Below are 19,901 nucleotides of genomic sequence, written 5' to 3'. Positions count from 1 at the left end.
GCCATACACCGCGTTGCATTCTTCGCGGGCACGCCCGCTCCCACAGGATCACCACAGCCTTCAACGCAGCCACAGTACCTGTGGGAGCGGGTTTACCCGCGAACACCGGCACAGCCGGTGCCATACACCGCGTTGCATTCTTCGCGGGCACGCCCGCTCCCACAGGATCACCACAGCCTTCAACGCAGCCACAGTACCTGTGGGAGCGGGTTTACCCGCGAACACCGGCACAGCCGGTGCCATACACCGCGTCGCATTCTTCGCGGGCACGCCCGCTCCCACAGGATTACCACAGCCTTCAACGCAGCCACAGTACCTGTGGGAGCGGGTTTACCCGCGAACACCGGCACAGCCGGTGTCATACACCGCGTCGCATTCTTCGCGGGCACACCCGCTCCCACAGGATCACCACAGCCTTCAACGCAGCCACAGTACCTGTGGGAGCGGGTTTACCCGCGAACACCGGCACAGCCGGTGCCAGCCACCGTGCTGGATTCTTCGCGGGCACGCCCGCCCCCACAGGGGCGTTGGCCTATCTGTGAACCGCATTCGTTTCCGGGCAAATCCAATGACTCGGGAAAACCGCCAGGCCTGGCCTGGCGGGAGTCACCTGACCGGGCTGGCGTCAGGCCAGCGCCTCGCGGCTGTGCTGGCCGTCGACCAGGCGTTGCAGGCCCAGCGGGTTGGCGTTTTTCAGGGCATCAGGCAGCAGCGCGTCCGGATAGTCCTGGTAGCACACCGGGCGCAAGAAGCGGTCGATGGCCAAGGTGCCGACCGAGGTGCCACGAGCATCGGATGTGGCCGGGTACGGCCCGCCATGCACCATCGCATCGCACACTTCAACGCCGGTCGGGTAGCCGTTGACCAACAGTCGCCCGGCCTTGCGCTGCAGCACCGGCACCAGCGCGGCAAAACGTTGGAAGTCTTCCGGTTCGGCAATCAGGGTTGCGGTCAGTTGCCCATGCAGGGCTTGCACGGCGCGGCGCAGTTCGGCTTCGTCGGCCACTGCGACGGCCACCGTGGCAGGCCCGAAGACTTCTTCCTGGAGCAATGCATCACCGTTCAGCAGCAAGCTCACATCGGCCTGGAACAGCTGCGCCTGGGCCTGCTCACCCGCTTGCTCGGCACCGGCCAGATGGCGCACGCCCGGGTGCTGGTGCAGGCGTTGCACGCCCTGGGTATAGCTGCGCAAGGTGCCGACATTGAGCATGGTCTGCCCGGGCTGGTCGGCCAGTTGCGCGCCAAGCGCCGTGAGGAAGGTGCTGAACGCTTCGCCGGCAATACCAATGACCAGCCCGGGGTTGGTGCAGAACTGCCCGCAGCCCAGCACCACCGAACCGGCCAGTTCCCTGGCCACCTGCTCGCCCCTGGCCTGCAAGGCCGCTGGCAAGACCAGCACCGGGTTGATGCTGCTCATTTCGGCGAACACCGGAATCGGCTGCGGGCGCGCCGCAGCCAACTCGCACAGGGCTCGGCCGCCTTTGAGCGAGCCGGTAAAGCCCACGGCCTGGATCGCCGGGTGGCGGACCAGCGCTTCGCCGACACCAGCACCGTAAATCATGTTGAACACGCCGGCGGGCATGCCGGTGGCAACCACTGCGCGTTCGATCGCCTCGGCCACCTGCTCGGCCGTGGCCATGTGGCCGCTGTGCGCCTTGACCACCACCGGGCAGCCCGCAGCCAGCGCTGCGGCGGTGTCACCGCCGGCGGTAGAGAAGGCCAGCGGGAAATTGCTGGCGCCGAACACGGCTACCGGGCCGACACCGGTGCGGTACTGGCGCAGATCGGGACGCGGCAGCGGCTGGCGCTGTGGCTGGGCACGGTCGATGCGCGCGCCGAGGAAGTCGCCGCGGCGCAGCACTGTAGCGAACAGGCGCATCTGAGTACTGGTACGCGCCCGTTCGCCCTGGATGCGCCCGGCCGGCAGCGCGGTTTCGCGGCACACCGTGGTGATGAAGGTGTCGCCCAGCGCATCCAGCTGATCGGCAATGGCATCGAGGAACTGCGCACGGCGCTGGGGTGCCATGGCGTTGTATTCGGCAAAGGCCGCTTCGGCTGCCTGCGCGGCGGCGTCCACTTCTTCCGGGGTGGCCTGGGCAAAGGCCAGCGGCAAGGCTTCGCCGGTACGCGCATCGAGGCTTTGCAGGCGCACGCTGCCGGCAGCGCTGCGCTGGCCGCCAATGAAGTTGCTTCCGGTCATGGTTGGCTCCTGTAAATGAGAAGGAAGGTTCAGATGCTTGTGTCAGGCAGTTAGCGGAAAGGGGGCTGCTGCGCAGCCCATCGCAGGCAAGCCAGCTCCCACAGGGGCCGCGCAGTTCCGGAGGCTGCGCTGTACCTGTGGGAGCGGGCGAGCCCGCGAAGGGCCGCAAACCGGCACCGATTCATCAACTGGCTGGCGGCGAGCTCAAAGGCTTTTCACCACCCCGGGGCGTACCTGCGCGGGTGCTGCTGCAATGCCATTGCGCAGCGGCTGGCCAAAGGCGTCGAGGCTGACCTCGAAGGTATCGCCCGGGCGCGCCTGGATGCCGTCGGCGAATGACAGCGTGGCGGTACCGAAGTAATGCACGTGGATATCGCCAGCGCGCAGGAACTGCGGGTACTTGAAGTGGTGGAACTCGAGGTTCTCGAAGCTGTGGCACATGTTCTGCTCGCCCGACAGGAACGGCTTGCGCCACAGTTCCTGGCCGTCGCGCAGGATGCGGCTGGTGCCTTCCAGGTGGGCCGGCAGCGCGCCCAGGCGCAGCTCGGGGCCGAAGCTGCAGGCGCGCAGCTTGGAGTGGGCCAGGTACAGGTAATTGCGCCGCTCCATCACATGGTCGGAAAACTCGTTGCCCAGCGCGTAACCGAGGCGATACGGCGTGCCGTCGGCACCGATCAGGTACAGCCCGACCAGCTCCGGCTCCTCGCCGGCATCTTCGGCGAATGCCGGCAGCGGCAGGTCGGCGCCTGGGCGCACGACGATGCCGCCGTCGCCCTTGTAGAACCACTCCGGCTGCGCGCCCTCCTCGCCTGCCGGCGGCCGACCGCCATCGAGCCCCCACTGGAACATGCGCATGCTGTCGGTCACGGCGCCTTCGGCCTGCTGCTGGTGCATCTTGTCGCGGGTGGCGGCACTGCCCAGATGGGTCAGCCCGGTGCCGGTGACCAGGCAATGCGCCGGGTCCGGATGGTCCAACGGTGGCAATACGCGGCCTTCGGCCAGCAGGGCCAGGTAATCGTGGCGCTCCCCCAGGCCGGCAGCCTGCACTTCAGCGGCCAGGTCACGACCGGCGGTAATGGCTTGCAGGGCCAGCTCGCGGGTGCTGCCTGCGCCACGTACTTCCAGGGCGTACTCGCCTTCCACCACGCCCACCCGGCGCTCGCCGGTGGCGGTTTCGAATTGAATCAATCGCATGCTTGTGCTCGCTTTTCGGTTGCGAAAGTTAGCGGGAGGCCGGGGCTACCCGCGTAGAAGCCAGGCGCTGACGGCGCTCGAGGCGGTTGTAGACCACACCGGTGAGCAGCAAGCCGAACAGCATCACCGCTGCCAGGAAATACAGGCCCGACGACAGCTGCCCGGTGTGCTCCTTGAGCGCGCCGATGCCAAACGGGCCGAGGTAGCCGCCGAGGTTGCCGATGGAGTTGATCAGCGCGATGCCCGCTGCGGCGCTGGCACCGGAGAAGAACCGGCCTGGCAAGGTCCAGAAGATGGCCGTGCAGGAGAACAGCGCAAACGCCACCAGGCACAGCGCTGCCAGTTGCATGACCGGCACGCTCAGCCAGGCACTGAAGAACAGGCCGATCGCACCCAGTGCGTACAACAGGCCGAGGTGGCCATAGCGGTCGTTCAGGCGGTCGGAGCTGCGCGGCACAATCAGCAGGCCGATGATGCCGAACAGGTAAGGCACGGCCGAAACGAAACCGGTCACCAGGTCACTGCCGCCAAACTGGTGGATCAGTGTCGGCAGCCACAGGCCCAGGCCGTAGATGCTCAGCGTCACCGGCAAGTAGAACAGCGCCAGCAGCAGCACCCGGCCGTCCTTCAAGGCATGCAGGGGGTTGCCGTGGCGGGTCTGGCCGAACTCGCGCAGGTCGTTGGCCAGCTGTTCCTGCAGCCAGCTGCGTTGCTCGTCGCTGAGCCAGCGCACCTTGGCCGGGCCGTCCGGCAGCAAACGCAGGGTCGGCCAGGCCAGCAGCACCGCCGGGGTACCGATGCAGATGAACAGCCATTGCCAGCCATGCAGGCCGTAGCTGCCATCAAGCCCCAGCAGCGCGCCGGCAAGCGGCCCGGTAATCAGCATGGCCAACGGCTGGGAAAGGATGAAGAAGCCGAGGATCTTGCCGCGATGGCGCACCGGGTACCACTGGGTGATGTAGTACAGCACGCCCGGGAAGAAGCCCGCCTCGGCCGCCCCCAGCAGAAAGCGCATCACGTAGAAACCGTTGGGCCCGGTAACGAAGGCCATGCCGACGGTGATCGCGCCCCAGGTAACCAGGATGCGGGCGAACCAGCGGCGCGCGCCGAAGCGGTCGAGCAACAGGTTGCTCGGCACCTCGAACAGGAAGTAACCAATGAAGAAGAGCCCGGCACCCAGGCCATAGGCCGCGTCACCCAGGCCGATGTCGGCGCCCATGTGCAGCTTGGCGAAGCCCACCGCGGAACGGTCGACATAGGCCACCAGGTAAAGCAGTACCAGAAAAGGGATGAGTTTCAGTGTGATCAGGCGGACGAGCCGCTGCTCCTGAATCATGGCGATGTCTCCAATTGTTCTTGTAATGGGTACAGCACCTGGCCGGGGACTTTTTGGCAGACCTCTGACCTGGGAGAATGATCTTATAGTATTACTAATTGCACCAACAAGCCTTCACAGAGACCATTTTTATCAGTACAGTCGACCGCACAACGACAAATAGTAATACTAATTAGGTGTTCCCATGTCTGATAACAAACGCCCACTGCGCTCCGCCCAATGGTTCGGCACCGCCGACAAGAACGGTTTCATGTACCGCAGCTGGATGAAAAATCAGGGTATTCCGGACCACGAATTCCAGGGCAAGCCGATCATCGGCATCTGCAACACCTGGTCGGAGCTGACCCCGTGCAACGCGCACTTCCGCAAGATTGCCGAGCACGTCAAGAAGGGCGTGCTGGAGGCTGGCGGCTTCCCGGTGGAGTTCCCGGTGTTCTCCAGCGGCGAGTCCAACCTGCGCCCCACCGCCATGCTCACCCGCAACCTGGCGAGCATGGATGTGGAGGAAGCGATCCGTGGCAACCCTGTGGACGCCGTGGTGCTGCTGACCGGCTGTGACAAGACCACCCCGGCGCTGCTGATGGGCGCGGCGAGCTGTGACGTGCCGGCGATCGTGGTTACCGGTGGCCCGATGCTCAACGGCAAGCACAAAGGCAAGGACATCGGTGCCGGCACCATCGTCTGGCAGATGCACGAGGCCTACAAGGCCGGCCAGATCGACCTCAACGAGTTCCTCTCGGCCGAAGCCGGCATGTCGCGCTCGGCGGGTACCTGCAACACCATGGGCACCGCCTCGACCATGGCCTGCATGGCCGAAGCGCTGGGCACCTCGCTGCCGCACAACGCTGCCATCCCGGCGGTGGATGCGCGCCGCTACGTGCTGGCCCACCTGTCGGGCATGCGCATTGTCGACATGGTGCGCGAAGACCTGCGCCTGTCGAAAATCCTCACCCGCGAAGCCTTCGAGAACGCCATCCGCGTCAACGCCGCCATCGGTGGCTCGACCAACGCGGTGATTCACCTGAAAGCCATCGCCGGGCGTATCGGCGTGGACCTGCAGCTGGAAGACTGGACCCGCATCGGCCGCGGCACGCCGACCCTGGTCGACCTGCAGCCCTCGGGCCGCTTCCTGATGGAAGAGTTCTACTACGCCGGCGGCCTGCCTGCGGTCATCCGCCGCCTGGGCGAACACGGCCTGCTGCCCAACCCTGCCGCGCTGACGGCCAACGGCAAGAGCCTGTGGGACAACTGCCAGACCGCACCGCTGTATGACGAAGAGGTGATCCGCCCGATCGACAAGCCGCTGGTGGCCGATGGCGGCATCTGCATCCTGCGCGGCAACCTGGCGCCCAAAGGTGCGGTGCTCAAGCCATCGGCCGCCACCCCGGCGCTGATGCAGCACCGTGGCCGCGCCGTGGTGTTCGAAAACTTCGACGACTACAAGGCACGCATCAACGACCCCGAGCTGGATGTGGACGCAAGTTCCGTGCTGGTGATGAAGCACTGCGGGCCCAAGGGCTACCCGGGCATGGCCGAGGTCGGCAACATGGGCCTGCCGGCCAAGCTGCTGGCCCAAGGGGTGACCGACATGGTGCGCATTTCCGATGCCCGCATGAGCGGCACCGCCTACGGCACCGTGGTGCTGCACGTGGCGCCGGAAGCGGCAGCTGGCGGGCCATTGGCTGCCGTACGCGAAGGTGACTGGATCGAACTCGATTGCAAGGAAGGCCGCCTGCATCTGGACATTTCTGCCGAGGAGCTGGCTGGCCGGCTGGCTGACCTGCAAGCCCCGCCGCAGTTGATCAGCGGTGGTTACGCCAGGCTGTACCTGGACCACGTGATGCAGGCCGATGAAGGTTGCGACTTCGACTTCCTGGTCGGTTGCCGCGGCGCGGCGGTGCCCAAGCACTCGCACTAAGGCCTGACGTCATTGGGGCTGCTGCGCAGCCCATCGCCGGCAAGCCGGGCTCCCACAGGGACCGCGAAAGTCTTGAGGCCTGCGCCGTACCTGTGGGAGTGGCCGCGAACACTGGCAAAGCCGGTGCCATCCACCGCGTCGCCTGCTTCGCGGGTAAACCCGCTCCCACAGGTACTATGCGGGCTTCGGGTTCATGCTATACCTGTGGGAGCGGCCGTGGCCGCGAACACCGGCGTAGCCGGTGCCATCCACCGCGTCGCCTGCTTCGCGGGTAAACCCGCTCCCACAGGTACTATGCGGGCTTCGGGGTCACGCTATACCTGTGGGAGCGGCCGTGGCCGCGAACACCGGCATAGCCGGTGCCATCCACCGCGTCGCCTGCTTCGCGGGCATGCCCGCTCCCACAGGTACTATGCGGGCTTCGGGTTCACGCTATACCTGTGGGAGCGGCTTTAGCCGCGAACACCGGCAAAGCCGGTGCCATGCACCGCGTCGACGCGCTAATGCTATGATGCTGCCCCGCCCGAAGGATCCGCCCCGCCCCACATGAACTACCGCCAGCCCACCACGCGCAAGAGCATGCACGCCACCCTGGTCCAGGACCTTGGCGTCCAGATCGTCTCCGGCCAACTCGCACCCGGGCAGAAGCTGCCTTCCGAGGCCAGCCTGTGCGAAGCCTACGCGATCAGCCGGCCGGTGTTCCGCGAGGCGATGCGCGCCCTTACCGCCAAGGGCCTGATCGAGGCCCGCCCGCGGGTAGGCACCCTGGTCCGGCCCCGTCATGACTGGCACATGCTCGACCCGGATGTACTGCACTGGCTGATGCAGGCCACACCACAGCAGGAATTCTTCAACATGCTGAGCAGCGTACGCTGGGTCATCGAGCCCGCTGCCGCCGCGCTGGCCGCCACCAACGCCAGCGCCGAGGATGTCGATTCGATCACCGAGGCCTACCAGCGCATGGAAGCCGCACGCAGCCATGAAGAACGCCTGCAGCCGGACCTGGACTTCCACGCCCGCATCGCCGACGCCACCCACAACGACCTGCTGGCCTACCTGTGCAACATGCTGTCGATGGCACTGCGCGAGTCGGTGCGCTACTCCAACCAGCGGGCGAATTTCGACGAACTCGCCCTGCCCCGGCACAAGGCGATTCTGACCGCCATCCAGAACGGTGACGCACTGGGCGCGCGGCATGCCTCACTGGTACAGCTGGAAGATGCCCGGGTTGCCCTGGCCAAGGTGCTGGGCCAGGACCCGACAAGCTGAGGAGCCATCCGGGCCCACCTCAGCCACTGCGCCGCGTGAGCCCGCCGATCAGAACACCGACCACCCAATCCGCGAACTCAGCAGCTCAAGCGCCGCCATCCCCGCCAGGGAGTTACCTGCCGCATTCAACTCCGGCGACCACACGCACACCGTGAACTGCCCCGGCACGATGGCCACAATCCCGCCCCCCACACCACTCTTGCCTGGCAACCCCACCCGGTAGGCGAAATTCCCTGCCTCGTCATACAGCCCACTGGTGGCCATGATCGAGTTCACCTGCTGGGTCTGGCGCCGGGTCAGAATCTGCTCACCACTGTGCTTGCAGAACCCATCATTGGCCAGGAAACAGAACGCCCGAGCCAGGTCCAGGCAGTTCATTTGCAGCGCGCAGTAACTGAAATAGCTACGCAGCACAGCCTCCACCTCGTTATCGAAGTTGCCGAACGACTGCATCAGGTAAGCCATGGCCGCGTTACGCGCGCGGAATTGATACTCCGAATCCGCAACACGGGCATCGATCGCAATGTGGGGGTTGCCCGAAAGCCGCCGCACGAAATCGCGCATCGACAACGTAGGTGCAGCAAAGCGCGACTGGTTGATATCGCAAATCACCAACGCCCCCGCATTGATAAACGGATTACGCGGCCGCCCCCGCTCGAACTCCAGCTGTACCAGCGAGTTGAACGGCTGGCCGGAAGGCTCATGACCAAGCCGCTCCCAAATGGCTTCCCCCGAGTGGCCGATTGCCTGCACCAGGCTGAACACCTTGGAAATACTCTGCACCGAGAACGGCACCAGGGCATCGCCTGCGCAGTAATAGCTGCCATCGTTGCCATAGACCGCGATGCCCAGCTGGTTCGCCGGCACATCGGCCAGCGCAGGAATGTAGTCAGCCACTTTGCCCTTGCCGATCAAGGGACGTACTTCTTCGAGAATCTCGTTCAACAGCGTTTGCATGGAAGGCCCTGTATCAGTCCCCAGACGACGGCTAAGGGGTAGCATTCTTGACGAAGATCGAGCGAAAGAAATCACACTCTTGGCAAGAAATGACCGGCCGACCGTGTACCACGCCATATCCTATGCTGTGCTTGTTTCGACGACACAGCGAACGTGCCCCCGCCAGGTGCAGAAGCCGCCAACCAAGGAACAGAGGACCAACGATGCCAGCTTGCCCCTTACCCGCTGACGAAGCGCTGCGCCAGCGCACGCTCGATGACATGAACCTGGTCGACACGCCAGCCGAGCATTACCTCGATACCCTGGTGCGGCTCACCCAGGACCTGGCCCACGTGGATACCGTGCTTATCAGCCTGATCGACCAGGACCGACAGTGGTTCAAGGCCCGCATCGGGCTGGAGGCAAGCGAAACGACGCGCAGTGTTTCCTTCTGCGGCTACGCCATTCTCGGCGAGGGTACCCTGATGGTGCCCGACGCCAAGTGCGACGGGCGATTCGTCGATAACCCGCTGGTGCTAAACCCGCCCTTCATCCGCTTTTACGCCGGCCACCCCTTGCGCGCGGGTAACGGCAAAGCCATCGGTACGCTGTGCATGTTCGACCCGCGCCCGCGCGTGCTCAGCGAGGCTCAGCAAGCGAACTTCAGGGACCTGGCCACGCTCGCCGAGGGATACTTGCAGCTGCGCACCCTGGCGCAGGTAAACCGCGACTTGCGCCTTGAAATGGATCGCGAGCAACGCAAAGCCCTGCTCGACCCTTTGACACAACTGTGGAACCGCGGCGCGTTGTCGGCGTTTGAAGAGCATGAACGGCGATTGGCGGAGGTGAACGGCTTACAACTGGGTGCGGTGTATGCCGACCTGGATCACTTCAAATCCATCAACGACAAGTACGGCCATGGCGGCGGTGACAAAGTGCTTTGCGAATCTGCCCGTCGCCTGCGCGCAGCACTGCGCCCCGACGACCTGCTGGTGCGCCATGGAGGTGAGGAGTTTGTCGCTGTTTTGCATGTTAAAGACAGCGAAGAGCTGACGAGGATTGCTGAGCGGATTCGCGAACAGGTGGGTGCCAGCCCGATGCAGTTGCCCTGTGGTCAGTTGAAGGTAACCCTGAGCATCGGGTGCACCCTGTTCGCCAAGGGTGAAACGCTGGATGACGCACTGGAACGCGCCGACAAGGGGCTTTATACCGCCAAACAGAACGGGCGTGACCGGGTTGTCTATGTAGCGCCGCCACTCTGAGACAGACACGATCCGGGCTGTACGGTATTGCTTCTGCACATCAGCCCGAAACTAGCGGGAGGTTTTGTGGCGAACGTAAAGTGCGGCCGTGCCCCCTGAAACCGGCCGCGCCTGCAGCTCGAATACATGTGGATGCCCCTTTATCAAATCGCTCAGCTTCTTGAAACCATGCGTGCGCGAATCGAACTCAGGTCGGAGCTTGGTCATGTTGGCACCCAACGCCCCCAGGTTCGCCCAGCCCTCCTCGTCAGCGAGATCGTCCAGAATCTTGCTGATAAAGCTAACTGGAGCTTTGGGCTTTTTAGGAGCGACTACTTCTGTATTCGGCTTACCAGTCCCTGCAGTAGCATCAACCTCCCCTGCCACTTCCTCGCTGCCAGAAGGCAAGACCTCCTCCCGCAAAAGCTCGGTGTAGATAAACTTGTCGCAGGCAGCCACGAATGGTTTCGGTGTTTTTTCCTCCCCAAACCCATAAACGGTCAGACCTTCCTCACGCATGCGCGAAGCTAGCCGAGTGAAGTCGCTGTCGCTCGAAACCAGGCAAAAACCGTCAAAGCGTCGGGTGTAGAGCAGGTCCATTGCATCGATGATCAACGAGCTGTCGGTTGCGTTCTTCCCTTTTGTGTAGGCGAATTGCTGTATGGGTTGAATGGAGTGATCGAGAAGTACCTTTTTCCAGCCACCCAGTTGGGGGCCGGTCCAGTCGCCATAGATGCGTTTCACGCTCGCCACACCGTACTTGGCAATTTCCTCGAACAGCCCCTCAACGATGGCGGCCGGGGCATTGTCGGCATCAATCAGTACAGCGAGGTGTTTCTGTGAGTGGTTCGCGCTATAAGTGGCCATGATCCGTCCTTGAAAAGAACCAACCATATCGTCAACGGTTCCAGAAATCTCCTCCTTTTCTCACGCGCTTCAGCCTGCACCGCTGGCTCCGATCTCATCCATGAAATCCGCCAGAAACACTTCAAGCCGAGCATGACGTTCAGCAGCCAGCCGAGCCCCTTCAGCAGTTTTAAACCCTGACGCAAGCTTGAGCAGCTTGGTATGAAAATGCTCGACCGTATACGCCTTGTCATGATATTCCCGCCCCAGCGCAGCGGGGTTCACGAAGTCGTACAGCGCCGACCCCATTCGCCCGGAAACGTAAAAACACCGGGCGATACCCACTGCACCTATGGCGTCCAGGCGATCGCTGTCCTGAAGAATCCTGGCCTCAAGAGTGCGTGGTTCGAAGCCAGCCGAGTAGCTGTGGGTTTTGATTGCATGCGCCACCTGCTCGATGCGCTGCAAGGGCCAGCCCATATCAGCCAGGATTGACGCCGCCCTTTGTGCGGACAGCGTTGACGCTTGCCCACGCAAGGACGAGTTCTTTTCTACCGCGACACAATCATGCAGCACAGTCGCTGCAAGCAGCACTTCCAGGTCGCCGCCTTCTACGCGCTGTATTCGTTGTGCGTTGACCCATACGCGATGGATGTGGGACAGGTCGTGAGAGCCGTCCTGCTGGTCGGCTGGCAAGTACTTCAGTAGGTCAGCGGCAAAGCGCGGGAAAGGGGCAAAAGCTTCGATAGTCATCGTTGGTGCATTCCATTGGCTGTCACTTGGCGCCCGTTGTCAGGGGGCAGGCCCATGACCTGCCACGACCCAGATGCGAGCGGGTCAGTTTCAGGGCTTGAGTGGTGAAAGTCCATGCTGGGTCGTTTGTTGGCATCGCGACATAACTGGATACAGGGATTCGTGAGTGGAAAGCTTTTTGAGAGCCACAAACCGTTAACAGAGCAGCCGGCGTTGCGTGGTGTGAAGGTGAATGGGCGAAAAAAGTCAGAATTAACCCCTTCCTTGTAGGCCATTTCCCAAAGATACTCCCCAACCGTGTTTTTCGTTGCGGTCGTTTTTTCACCGTTCTAGTCTCGGTCCGTCGTTGCATATCAACGACCGGCTTTGACAGGCCGCGACGATACACAGTGCATACCCGTTTATGGCGGTTGTGCATGGGGCACGCTCGCGTGCGCCGGTTTCTGTGTTCGCCGGTCTGTCAACCCATGTACAGCTGCCACCTTTCCGTTTGACAGCGGGCTGGCGGTGGCCCCACCGAGAACACAGTACGATGCTAAAAATAGTTCCTGATCCACCCCATACACTCCAAACCCTCGAAGACACCCTGATCCAAGCCACGGACTACGCGCTATGCGCTGCGACCGTCGTACATCAGGCAATACTGCTGCAGCCCAAGTCGCCCGCGTCGATTCTGATGATGGCTTCGATGCATGAGCTGGAGACGCTGCGGGCTTTGCTTGAGTCCGCAATAGTCCAGGTGCAGATGCCCACCGAGCCCAGGACCTTGCACTAAGGCTTCATTGATATGTCGCCTGGGCTGCCCCTATCGCCGGCAAGCCGGGCTCCTACATAGATCTGAGCTGCGCCACAGATCTCGAGACCTGTGCAGTACCTGTGGGAGCTGGCTTGCCGGCGATGAGGCCAGACCAGGCACTAGAGATTTCGGGGAGATTGAACAATGTCCACAGAAGAAACCAAATTCACCGTCGGCAAAACCACCTTCTACCAAGGTGAAAACCAGACCCATCCGCTGTTCCGCATCGAAGCAGGCATCCCCTGCCAGAGCGCCCGCGAACAGGCCTCGGAGCTTATGGGCTACGCACGGGATATGACCCTGGACGGCTTGATGGAAGACAAGCCTCAGCTGATCTGGGCCTCACATTACCTCTGCGCATTGGCTAAGGCGCTGATGGATGATGCCGAGCTGGGCATGATGCGCTGAAGCGCCTACTCGTTACTCAGAGCCGCCTTCAGAAATCTCTGAAGGCTTTTCTCCTGCCGAAACCATGCGACTATGTATCCTCGCCTCACCGCTCGTCACCACAACACAGTCACGGCAGCTATCGAGCTGGGCTATCAGTACCAGAGCGTAAACCTAGGTTCAGTTCCATCGACTGAGAGCTCAAAGAAGAACCTTGGCGCAATGGTTCCGGCAAGCCGATGTCACAAAACCCGTTTGACCTATAAAGGCGCATCGCCGGGGCATCTGCGATCGTCACGCCCAAGCGTATACGTTGCGCCCCTCGACCTTCAGCCCAAACAATAGCTCTTGCCAGCAGAGCCCGACCGGCTCCAGCACCGCGTGAGACGGGGTCTACCCACATCTGAAAAACCTCGACGACAGCTGGCTCAGCTTCTGATGAGCTGCACCAAACCAAGCCACAAGGCTCGGCGTGCTGAAAAGCCAAAAAAGCCTGTGCGCTGGTGGAGGTTGCTACAGCTGAGACACGGGCTTCCCAATCATCTTCGCTTCGAGTTGCCTCACGCTCGTAGGTACTTGAGAACGCATCCGGTGACTCTCGCAGTGCCCGCAAACGCAGACTCCGATAAAGCCGCCATTCATGTGCGGCTATGGGGCGAACAAACACGATGGTACCTCCATTTGTTTTCCTCCCGTCAGCTAGAGACCGGCTGCAAGGGTTACGCCGCCTTTCACTTCGTAGCAAGCCCACCTCTACTTCATAGCTCGGTCGACTTCGGCTTAGACCTACACACCAAACGGAATTTTCCTACGCTCTTCCGCATTTAGTCTGAAGGAAGTAAGGTGTTGGGCATATCTAAGAGAGGCGAAAGCGAGTATCAGCCCTTCGCCTACGCCACACGCAAGGAAGCCACCCGTGACCCCTCCAATCACCCCAACGCCAAACATAAAACCGCACGGGCTTTTGGTATCGGAGCGGTTGGAGCCAGGCGCCATCTATACACGAGAGGATCTTAGGGTTCTTTTCGACATAAAGGATGCCACGCTCAACACCGGCATATTTCGACCTAAGGGATTCGACTCCGTTTGGCTGTTCATTACCGAGCATAAGACATCCGATAGAACGCAGTACGTAGATGCGCTGGAAGGCGATACCCTCCACATGCAAGGCCAACGCATGGGGCGAACCGATGCGCTCATTTCGGATCACCGCAAACGCGGTCTTGAGCTACTGCTTTTCTATCGGAAAGCAAAGTACGAATACCCACACGCCGGCTTCAAATATGAAGGGATCTTCACCTACGAAAGACATTCTGGCAGTACTCCTACCTCCTTTGTATTGAGTCGCAAGCAGACTACGGCTGATGAAGCGCTGTCAGCCAAGATCGAGCAACAGTTCAGCAATCAAGGTGAGTTCAGCCCCGGAGATCTTAGTGATGCACGCACACGCACAGTAGCGTCCATCGTCCGTCGGCGCGGTCAGCCTCAATTCAGAAAGCAATTGCTCAAGGCCTATCAAGGACGATGTGCCATCACGGCCTGCTCGTTACAGCAGGTGCTGGAAGCCGCTCATATACATCCCTACCTTGGCGACGAAACGAACATCGTCTCCAATGGCCTATTGCTCAGAGCTGATGTGCATACCCTATTCGACTTAGGGTTGCTGTGGGTTAACCCAGATGATTTGCGTATCGAGATTTCCGAGGTGCTGAGGAGTAGCGAATATGTATCAATCGAAGGTCGATCGCTGTATTTACCAGAGAATGAGGCCGAGCACCCGAGTCGCCGGGCGCTTGAATTTAGGTTCAACACTATTGCCAATCGTTAGGACTCAGCCGGGAGCGAATTGCAGAATTAGCCACTGTGAACTGGGCGCTTCTACGAACGCGGTGAAGCCGGCTCCACGCACTAAATCATCAGCTTTACCAGGAAAACTGTTCAATGCGCTTGCCGATATAGAGAAGCTTTAGCCTTCCTGCAGACCTGGATGATTGACTCAATAGCTATACGCGCAACCAGAGCCTATTCAGGCGCCGGAGACAGGGAGTCGGACGAGGCTACGATCACGTCCTAGGCCACAGTCGGGGGGCCTGCCACCAAAATCAATATGCTCTACGTTACCTATGGCACACCGTTGCGCTTTCCCCTCTCTGGCGGTCCAGTGAGTGACATCAGCTACGCTCAACCACTGCTGAAAGATTTCAGTATCCCATCGAGCCATCGTGGCCACTCGAGCAAACGCTGCAAATGGCTGCTCGCCGACAAGTGCTACAACGCCGAAGCTCAAACCTGCCACGCGGAAGATACGTGGCCCACCCAATTAACCTTATGATTTATAAAAAAATACTCGAAGTCACACTACCAAAGCCTAAGATGCACACCGCTAAACGAGTTGCACCAATCATAATCTACCGCGTCACTTTCTAAGATGAAGCACATATTCGAGCTCGTCTCCCAAAGGCTCACCGATCAAAAATTGAACAGCACACCATATCGAACGCATTTTCAACCGCATGAAAAATGCTCCAAAGCATGAAGCACCTAGACAAAGCCACGAAAGATTACTCGGATAAGGATTTACTGGCTTAATTTAGTCAGCATGTAGGGAATTGTTTAACTTTTTTGTGACATCATAAGTATTTTTCATGATACGAGTCATAACAAATTACTAGACAACCGCTGATTCATGAACGAAAATGCGACTAATGGCTCATAGCCATGACGCACCACAGAGAGAGCAATGTAACGCATTTTTAACAGCCTCCAAAAAATTCGAGGATGTACACTATGAGTTTCTACCCGCGCCTCCGCGACACCAGGAATGACGATGAACCTCTCCAGAGATGTATTGAAAGTGTAGTAAATCAGTTAGAAACTGCGACCACACCAAATAAACCTGGAATGTTGCTGGGAAAAATACAATCGGGTAAAACACGCGCATTCTTAGGAATAATAGCACGATCTTTTGACAAGGACTTTGATATCACCATAGTTCTAACCAAGGGCACAAAGACCTTAGCAAAACAAACAGTAAAGCGCATTGGTAGAGACTTCAAAGAATTCATTGATAACGACGAAATGATTCTCTTTGATATTATGTCTGCACCAGAGCCATTAACACGATCCGAGCTCAAAAGAAAAATCATTATCGTTGCAAAAAAACAAGCACAAAACCTTACTAGAATTCAAGAATTTTTCGACACCAAGTACCCCGAACTAAAAAAAAGGAGAGTATTGTTGGTGGATGATGAAGCGGACATGGCAAGCATCCGCTTTTCTAAAATCAAGGGCACAAAAAAAGTAGAGCAAGGAACCATTGCCACGCAAATGGATCAGCTGCGCCACAGCATAAAAAAGATTTCGTTCTTACAAGTCACCGCAACTCCATATGCACTTTATCTGCAGCCTGAAGACTACGCAGACACTAGAAAGTCCAACGAAGTATACTACCCGAAGCGACCCGCGTTTACTGAGTTGCTCCCAATTCACGACGCCTATATTGGCGGGGATGATTATTTTGGTGGCCACGGACCGGATAACCCAAGAAACTACTTATACGTAGAGGTATCTACCAAGGAGCAAGACGCACTACGATCAATTGATGGTCGAGTGATACGTGACGACCGCATATGGACAAGTGAAAACATCAAGGCTCTCCGCTTAAGTTTGATGACTTTTATTCTTGCAGTTTCAGTCCGGCGCTGGCAACAGCAGGATCTAGAGCAGCAACCTCAAAAGTATGCAATGATAATACACAACGATACTCAACGGGCCGCACACAAGTGGCAGTGGGAAACGGTCAACAAGCTCAAAATCGCCTTTGAAGAAGCTGCAATAGCAAATGATAAACGACTTAAGAGTCTATTCGAGGAAGCATATAGCGACCTAAGACGCTCCATTGAAGCGAATGGCGATCGACTACCTTCACTCAAAGAAGCATATGCCAACACCCTAACACTCATAAAAGATGGAGAAATAAATATCCAGAGAGTCAACTCCGACGTCGAGTTAGAGCCATTACTTGACGCCGAAACAGCCGAATTAAAACTACGAACTAAGGCAAACGTGTTCATAGGCGGCAGCATTCTAGACCGCGGAATCACCGTACCAAACTTACTAGCATTCTATTACGGAAGAAACCCCACACGAATGCAAGCTGACACGGTACTTCAACACTCTCGCATGTACGGCGCTCGCCCAATTTCAGATATAGCGGTTACCCGCTTTTATACCTCCAGCGCGGTCTATGCACGCTTGAACGTAATTCACGACCTGGAAACCGCACTGAGAGAAGCATTTGAACTAGATGCTTACGAGGGTGGTGTTGTATTTATTCAAGATGACGCAAAGGGTGGCGTAACCCCTTGCGCTCCTAACAAGCTATATCTAAGTGACACCACATCAGTCCGACCTAACAACATCCTACTACCAACAAACTTCAACACTGCCGCAGGTAAAAAGCTGGAGAAGCTTACGAACGAAGTAACAAAACTCATTCCAATTGAGTGCACAAACAGCCAGACCTTCTCAAGAGTTCCGCTTGAGACGGCCGTCAAGATAATAGAGCTCACTGCAGAATCTTTAATTTTTGATAGCCCAGTACCCTTCAACTGGGAAGCGATGAAAGGACTGCTAACATACTATTGCGAAAAATTCAAAACTGACGTGTTGATTCTTGCAGAGACTGGCAGGGAGCTGGACAAAGGCAGATCGGGCGATCGCTCTGGTCTTTCCATTCTAGGTACAGAAAAGCTTAGGACAATTGTAAAAGAACCAACTCGATGCGCACCAGCATTAATCCTTCTCCAACAGAAAGGCGGTAGTACATTGGGCTGGAATGGAGGCCCATTTTGGTGGCCTATGCTAGCTAGCCCACCTCAGGCCAAATCCTGTATCTTTGCAGGAAAAAGCTCTAAATGATATAAAAAACCGCCAGACTGGCGGTTTTTATATTTTGCAACTGAAATAATACACTAGCTCTGCTAGTCTAAGGGTGCAGTGCGCCCTGACTGACGCAATGTCTTGCTCCCACATGCGGAAAAGCCTTTAGCATTGCAATCCTTCTAACAGCAGAATACCTACCAACACCAAACTCCTCTTCCAAGTACTAGCCCCACAGTTACAAACAATTCATGGCTTCGGCCTTAAAAACAACACTACCATCTAAAACCTATTGAGAGCATCTGACCATCAGGCACTTCAAAGACACAAGACCCCCGAGATTATCGAGCTTTTTATTATGGTCGTAATGGAGCAACTCGAACACTGCCCCTTGCTCTCATGCGCCCCAGCAGCGATGTACTTCTCAGTATAATTCTCCAGCCAACTACACCTGCACTATTGAGATAAGAAAGTCACCCAAAAAAAACCACGAAACTTCACTGAAAGCCAACACCCAAGTTATGATCCACTGCAAATCAAAAAAACCATAAAAGCCTGAGCGCTAATGAAATAATATATTGAAAATGCAGACCGCCAATCCCTGGCAGGTTGTACGCTGTAGCCTATACTGGAAGGTATCTATATTTTCTTACCCCAAGCAATGAATCACAACATGATCTCAAGCGACCTAATGCTATCTGCCCGACCAAAGCCGATGTAGATTTAACTGCATAACTTGCGAGCTATTCTCTCGAAGCAATTATTGTACCATGTAGAGCACAACTCGTTGGAAGACTGACTCTTTGTGACGCCAGCAAATTAAGCAGATTCTCCAGCTCAACCAGTGCTAGTAATCAGATTAAAAATATAGCAACGCTGAATAAACGCGAATATACGATGATGGACTCCATCAGCTCCAACGAACGCAGCCGTATCATGTCCCTAGTAAAGGACAAGAACACGCGCCCCGAGATGGTTGTTCGGCGGTTGGTACATGGTTTCGGGTTTCGCTATCGACTGCACGACACCAAGCTACCCGGCAAACCGGATCTAGTGTTCTCTCGCAAGCGAAAGATTATCTTCGTACATGGATGCTTTTGGCATCGCCATAAGGACTGTGCTCTGGCTCGAATCCCTAAGTCAAATCAGGAGTTCTGGTTGGCGAAGCTTGAGAGCAATAGAGTACGCGACGAAATCAACATACGAAAGCTCCATGAGGCCGGTTGGGACACGCTAGTGGTCTGGGAGTGTGAACTACGAGACCAGAATAAGCTGACGCAACGTTTGAAATCATTCCTTTCGGATGCCACTACTCGGCCGCTTCAATAATAGTTCCGTGAGAGTAAATCGCTCGTTCTCTGTAGATGATCACATAGCCCGGCAGAGCCGTGATTTGCCACTCCTCACCCAGAGCCTTCTTAACCTGCCGCAAAATACTTAGAACGCTGTGCCTAGCAGAGTGCAATTGCACCATCGCTTGCTTAAGATCAGAATGAGGCTCCCTGGATTTCCCACCCTTATTCTGAAACCTAATCGTGTAAGCCAATTGCTCCTTCAAGCGCATTAACACTTCAGCTACACTGCAGCCACCCTCTGCCGGACTGATACTCGCTTCACAGTCAAGATCAATGGGATACATGCTATCGAAGTGTATGGCTTTGATTTCTGAATGATCGCGTTTCCTACCTGGATCGTTAGATCCAAAACCGCTCAGGTTCCACGCGAGTGGAATTTTGCAATCGCGGTAATGCTTAATGAGTAGATCCTCAAGGTCCATCGGGGTGAACACATAGACCCGTATAGCCTTGAATGTCACTTGGCTCTGATGCAGGTTACGGCGAAAACAAATTTTTTTAGCATGCCGCAGCAGTCGTTGCCTTAGGCCGTCTTTCGCATCGGTCTTCCCCACATAGACCAGCTCGCCATTAAAAAGTAGCTGGTAAACTCCCTGCCCCTCCGGGACACTCAGCACTGCCTCCTCATTGAGCGGCCCTGGCTTCATGCAGCCGAACAAGTCCACCAATTGCGCCAACAGCGCAGAAGGCAGATCAAACTCCAGATCTTTGAAAAACTCCATGCCTCTTTGACTTCCCCCACTCAAAAGAACTGCGCGCCTCGATTGGCGTCTTGAAGCGGTGGGTGAG

16 protein-coding genes are annotated in these 19,901 nt (G+C 57.9%); 8 read left to right on the top strand and 8 right to left on the bottom strand.

The window, feature by feature from the left end:
- Nucleotides 1-625: 625 nt before the first annotated feature.
- From R9B85_RS22330 to R9B85_RS22320, 3 genes are all read right to left on the bottom strand, one after another.
- Nucleotides 626-2,200: an aldehyde dehydrogenase (NADP(+)) gene (locus tag R9B85_RS22330; RefSeq protein ID WP_423770577.1), complete on the bottom strand. Its 1,575-nt coding sequence runs from the start codon at nt 2,198-2,200 to the stop codon at nt 626-628.
- Between the two features lie 204 nt (nt 2,201-2,404).
- Nucleotides 2,405-3,394 carry an AraD1 family protein gene (araD1, locus tag R9B85_RS22325; RefSeq protein WP_423770576.1) on the bottom strand — a complete coding sequence of 330 codons (990 nt, stop codon included), beginning with the start codon at nt 3,392-3,394 and terminating at the stop codon, nt 2,405-2,407.
- A 28-nt stretch (nt 3,395-3,422) separates the two neighbouring features.
- Nucleotides 3,423-4,730, bottom strand: a complete 1,308-nt coding sequence (locus R9B85_RS22320) for an MFS transporter (RefSeq protein WP_215521178.1) — start codon at nt 4,728-4,730, stop codon at nt 3,423-3,425.
- A gap of 184 nt (nt 4,731-4,914) precedes the next feature.
- On the opposite strand from R9B85_RS22320, the gene R9B85_RS22315 reads away from it, so the two are divergent.
- Nucleotides 4,915-6,648, top strand: coding sequence for an IlvD/Edd family dehydratase (locus R9B85_RS22315; protein WP_215521179.1), 1,734 nt, complete (start codon nt 4,915-4,917; stop codon nt 6,646-6,648).
- A 546-nt stretch (nt 6,649-7,194) separates the two neighbouring features.
- Complete coding sequence (locus R9B85_RS22310) at nt 7,195-7,917, top strand: FadR/GntR family transcriptional regulator (RefSeq protein ID WP_112253803.1); 723 nt, start codon at nt 7,195-7,197, stop codon at nt 7,915-7,917.
- Nucleotides 7,918-7,965: 48 nt separating this feature from the next.
- Here the strand turns inward: R9B85_RS22310 and glsB are convergent, their stop codons facing one another.
- Nucleotides 7,966-8,874, bottom strand: coding sequence for a glutaminase B (gene glsB / locus R9B85_RS22305; protein WP_423770575.1), 909 nt, complete (start codon nt 8,872-8,874; stop codon nt 7,966-7,968).
- Nucleotides 8,875-9,077: 203 nt separating this feature from the next.
- Between glsB and R9B85_RS22300 the strand changes: the two genes are divergently transcribed.
- Nucleotides 9,078-10,115, top strand: coding sequence for a sensor domain-containing diguanylate cyclase (locus tag R9B85_RS22300; protein WP_423770574.1), 1,038 nt, complete (start codon nt 9,078-9,080; stop codon nt 10,113-10,115).
- Nucleotides 10,116-10,166: 51 nt separating this feature from the next.
- On the opposite strand, the gene R9B85_RS22295 is transcribed toward R9B85_RS22300, so the two are convergent.
- Both R9B85_RS22295 and R9B85_RS22290 read right to left on the bottom strand, forming a co-directional pair.
- On the bottom strand, nt 10,167-10,961 hold the full coding sequence (locus R9B85_RS22295) for an NYN domain-containing protein (protein WP_423770573.1): 795 nt from the start codon (nt 10,959-10,961) through the stop codon (nt 10,167-10,169).
- Nucleotides 10,962-11,030: 69 nt separating this feature from the next.
- The gene (locus R9B85_RS22290; RefSeq protein ID WP_423770572.1) at nt 11,031-11,693 is read right to left on the bottom strand and encodes an HD domain-containing protein; all 663 of its coding nucleotides are present in this window, start codon (nt 11,691-11,693) and stop codon (nt 11,031-11,033) included.
- A gap of 532 nt (nt 11,694-12,225) precedes the next feature.
- Here R9B85_RS22290 and R9B85_RS22285 point away from each other — a divergent pair.
- Together R9B85_RS22285 and R9B85_RS22280 are read left to right on the top strand one after the other, a co-directional pair.
- Complete coding sequence (locus R9B85_RS22285) at nt 12,226-12,468, top strand: hypothetical protein (RefSeq protein WP_133971371.1); 243 nt, start codon at nt 12,226-12,228, stop codon at nt 12,466-12,468.
- A gap of 165 nt (nt 12,469-12,633) precedes the next feature.
- Nucleotides 12,634-12,897: a DUF3077 domain-containing protein gene (locus R9B85_RS22280; RefSeq protein WP_003250694.1), complete on the top strand. Its 264-nt coding sequence runs from the start codon at nt 12,634-12,636 to the stop codon at nt 12,895-12,897.
- 118 nt (nt 12,898-13,015) lie between these two features.
- Here the strand turns inward: R9B85_RS22280 and R9B85_RS22275 are convergent, their stop codons facing one another.
- Nucleotides 13,016-13,543 carry a GNAT family N-acetyltransferase gene (locus tag R9B85_RS22275; protein WP_423770571.1) on the bottom strand — a complete coding sequence of 176 codons (528 nt, stop codon included), beginning with the start codon at nt 13,541-13,543 and terminating at the stop codon, nt 13,016-13,018.
- Between the two features lie 249 nt (nt 13,544-13,792).
- Here R9B85_RS22275 and R9B85_RS22270 point away from each other — a divergent pair, with 249 nt between their 5' ends.
- The 3 genes from R9B85_RS22270 (at nt 13,793) to R9B85_RS22260 (ending at nt 19,086) form a co-directional block, all read left to right on the top strand.
- The gene (locus R9B85_RS22270; RefSeq protein ID WP_423770570.1) at nt 13,793-14,704 is read left to right on the top strand and encodes an HNH endonuclease; all 912 of its coding nucleotides are present in this window, start codon (nt 13,793-13,795) and stop codon (nt 14,702-14,704) included.
- 959 nt (nt 14,705-15,663) lie between these two features.
- A complete protein-coding gene (locus tag R9B85_RS22265; RefSeq protein ID WP_423770569.1) occupies nt 15,664-17,796 on the top strand; it encodes a Z1 domain-containing protein in 2,133 nt (710 codons plus the stop codon).
- A gap of 858 nt (nt 17,797-18,654) precedes the next feature.
- Nucleotides 18,655-19,086, top strand: a complete 432-nt coding sequence (locus R9B85_RS22260) for a DNA mismatch endonuclease Vsr (protein ID WP_326433576.1) — start codon at nt 18,655-18,657, stop codon at nt 19,084-19,086.
- Here the strand turns inward: R9B85_RS22260 and R9B85_RS22255 are convergent.
- The gene (locus tag R9B85_RS22255; protein WP_326433575.1) at nt 19,067-19,834 is read right to left on the bottom strand and encodes a GIY-YIG nuclease family protein; all 768 of its coding nucleotides are present in this window, start codon (nt 19,832-19,834) and stop codon (nt 19,067-19,069) included. The two genes, R9B85_RS22260 and R9B85_RS22255, sit on opposite strands and share 20 nt — an antisense overlap.
- Nucleotides 19,835-19,901 lie beyond the last annotated feature (67 nt).

The sequence above is a fragment of the Pseudomonas sp. NLJ1 genome (assembly GCF_049486705.1).
Lineage (GTDB): Bacteria > Pseudomonadota > Gammaproteobacteria > Pseudomonadales > Pseudomonadaceae > Aquipseudomonas > Aquipseudomonas inefficax.
This window is presented reverse-complemented; position numbering and strand designations above follow the sequence as displayed.